The sequence below is a fragment of the Bacteroides sp. CAG:189 genome (assembly GCF_000432295.1).
Taxonomy (GTDB): Bacteria; Bacteroidota; Bacteroidia; order Bacteroidales; family Bacteroidaceae; genus Bacteroides; species Bacteroides salyersiae.
Map to the genome: position 1 here is coordinate 31,921 of NZ_HF991003.1, position 2,810 is coordinate 34,730.

Annotated in this window: 2 protein-coding genes and 1 pseudogene; 2 read left to right on the forward strand and 1 reads right to left on the reverse strand. The window is 43.1% G+C overall.

Features of this window, described 5'->3' with window-relative positions; genetic code table 11:
* A pseudogene (locus QVP90_RS02925) lies at positions 1 to 673 on the reverse strand (hypothetical protein); the annotation flags it as partial.
* 711 nt (positions 674 to 1,384) lie between these two features.
* Here QVP90_RS02925 and QVP90_RS02930 point away from each other — a divergent pair.
* On the forward strand, positions 1,385 to 2,563 hold the full coding sequence (locus tag QVP90_RS02930; protein WP_005929664.1) for an ATP-binding protein: 1,179 nt from the start codon (positions 1,385 to 1,387) through the stop codon (positions 2,561 to 2,563).
* Between the two features lie 92 nt (positions 2,564 to 2,655).
* On the forward strand, positions 2,656 to 2,810 hold a 155-nt coding region (locus tag QVP90_RS19945), incomplete at its 3' end, for a hypothetical protein (protein WP_441293871.1).

Consider the following 2,810-nt stretch of genomic DNA (forward strand, 5'->3'; position numbering starts at 1 on the left):
CACCATCCGAAAAGAATTCCATGGCAAAATCGATTACCTTATTATATACGGGCTCTGCTATTATGCCGCCTTGCAGCGCCGCCACACGCTTACACCAGCCGGCTATAAAAGCAGTGTATGCCCCTTTACACCAGTTCAGCCCCTTACCGCTACCCGAAAGCGGTGCTTTCAGCAGACAAGAAGCACGGCTCTCAACAAAACGACACCATTCTTCCGGTTGCGTCAGATAAAAAGATTCCCCACAAAAAGATTCATCCAATTGTAAACGGGGCAATAATTCTACCGCCTGGCTTCTGTGGGACAAATGCCGTAATTTTTCCAGATACGGCTCAGCAGGCAATTCCGTTTCCGGCATCCCCAAACACCGGAGCCGTCTCTTCAAAGCCGGATTCCATCCCCAAGGCACCGGCTTCAAATTTGATATCGAAGCTACTTCCGGTTCGGTTACCAACTCTACCGGTAGAGACAAACACTCCTGCATCTCACGAAGAAAAGCAAGATTATAGGCTGAAGGTGCCAGCACGGCACTTCCTGCCGAAGCATACCAAGCCGGCAATAAAGCCAACTCCTCCGCCATCCGTCTGGCAGTGGCAGGAGGCATATAATTCACCTCTCCGCTTGCCAATGACAAGTCATTGTCCGGGTTAAACAGATAAAGCTCCCGTTTTGTCATTTTGTTCTTATTATCTTCATATTCCAATCCTTTTTTCTCTGAATCGCTTTTCTTACTGACACCTTCTTTCTACAAAGAGATGCAAACAGACCGATCACCGAAGAATATTTTGCAAATATACACACAAAAGTACACTCTGATCCGAAATAAAATGCATTTTGTACCGGGATGAATCCCATTTTAGACCGACAAGAATCGTATTCTTTACCGGGAAGAATTGCATTTTGCACCAAGAAGAACCGCATTTTAGACCGTGTTCAATTCTCATCACCTGTTTTTATTCTCCTTTCACCCTCAAATTTCGCTTACTCTCTCGAATCTGCCGCCTAACAATCTCGCTTACACATCCTATTTTCCACAACCAAAAGAAAGCTAAATAGATATTCTTTAAAACAAATCATCAGAAACAAGCAAAGTTTTACTACATTTGTCCCTCGATAAACAAAGTTGAGCAGCAAAAACACAAACAGCTAATTGAAATGGCTGCATTATTTCCGTTCGACAGTCCCGTAACCCGCATAAAATGCACTCCTGAAGTAATGGAAATACCAATTTGACAAAACGACAAACTCCGGCAATGTTCCACCATCCGGTATGACTCCTTCTTGAAAGAAGCACTAAAGTTACTAAACAAAAACACAATTTTGCTATCTCTACTTTGCAATTATCAGAAAAAGAACTATATTTGCCACCCGAAAAACCTAAAAAGAAATGGAATCATTCTACCGCACACACGCTTACCTTGTTGAGCACACCAACGCTCCTGTTCGTCGTGATTTGATGGACGAAATCGATTGGAGCGACCGTCTGATCGGTATCAAAGGGACCCGTGGCGTAGGAAAAACCACTTTCCTCCTCCAGTATGCCAAAGAGAAGTTCGGAACGGACCGTTCCTGTCTCTTTATTAACATGAACAACTTCTATTTCTCCGGCCATAGTCTTGTCGATTTCGTCAACGAGTTTCAGAAGCGCGGCGGCAAAGTGCTGTTGATAGACCAAGTGTTCAAACACCCGGACTGGAGCAAAGAATTGCGTATGTGCTATGACCGTTTCCCGAATCTGAAGATTGTCTTCACCGGTTCGTCAGTAATGCGGCTAAAGGAAGAAAACCTCGAATTGCGCGACATCGTAAAGAGCTACAACCTACGCGGATTCTCTTTCCGTGAATTTCTCAACCTGCAGACAGGGATGAAATTCCGTGCCTACTCCCTTGAAGAAATACTCAGTAACCACGAGCAGATAGCCAAAGGAATACTTTCCAAAGTACGCCCGTTGGACTTTTTCCAAGATTATCTGCATCACGGCTTCTACCCTTTTTTCCTCGAAAAACGTAATTTTTCGGAAAACCTGCTCAAGACAATGAACATGATGGTAGAGGTAGATATTCTTCTTATCAAACAAATTGAACTGAAATATCTTTCAAAGATAAAAAAATTACTATATTTGTTGGCTGTAGACGGTCCCAAAGCTCCCAACGTGAGCCAATTGGCAACCGATATACAGACATCACGCGCTACGGTAATGAATTACATCAAGTATCTGGCAGATGCCCGCCTCATCAATCTGGTTTATCCGAAGGGAGAAGAATTTCCCAAGAAGCCGTCAAAGATCATGATGCACAACTCCAATCTGATGTACTCCATTTATCCGGTAAAAGTGGAAGAACAGGATGTGCTCGACACTTTCTTTGTGAATACCATGTGGAAAGACCACAAGGTGCATAAGGGAGACAAGAATATTTCGTTCATGGTGGATGAAGTGATGCCGTTCAGAATATGCTGCGAAGGGACTAAAATAAAAAATAATCCTAACGTGACGTATGCCCTGCAAAAAGCGGAAATAGGCCGCGGCAATCAGATACCTCTCTGGATGTTCGGCTTTTTATACTAATACTTGATGAAAACGCCATGAGCTATAAGAAGCATTTACTCCCTTATCCGTATTTTGAAATGATTTATTTACTTAAATATTAATTTTTAGTTATGACTAAACAGAAGAAATTCATCACTTGTGATGGTAACCAAGCTGCTGCACATATCTCGTATATGTTTTCTGAAGTAGCTGCTATCTACCCCATCACCCCCTCTTCTACAATGGCTGAATATGTAGACGAATGGGCTGCCGCAGGACGTAAGAA

Coding starts and splice junctions, on each gene's coding strand:
- QVP90_RS02930 (WP_005929664.1), top strand. CDS start 1,385: ATGGAATCATTCTACCGCACACACGCTTACCTTGTTGAGCACACCAAC.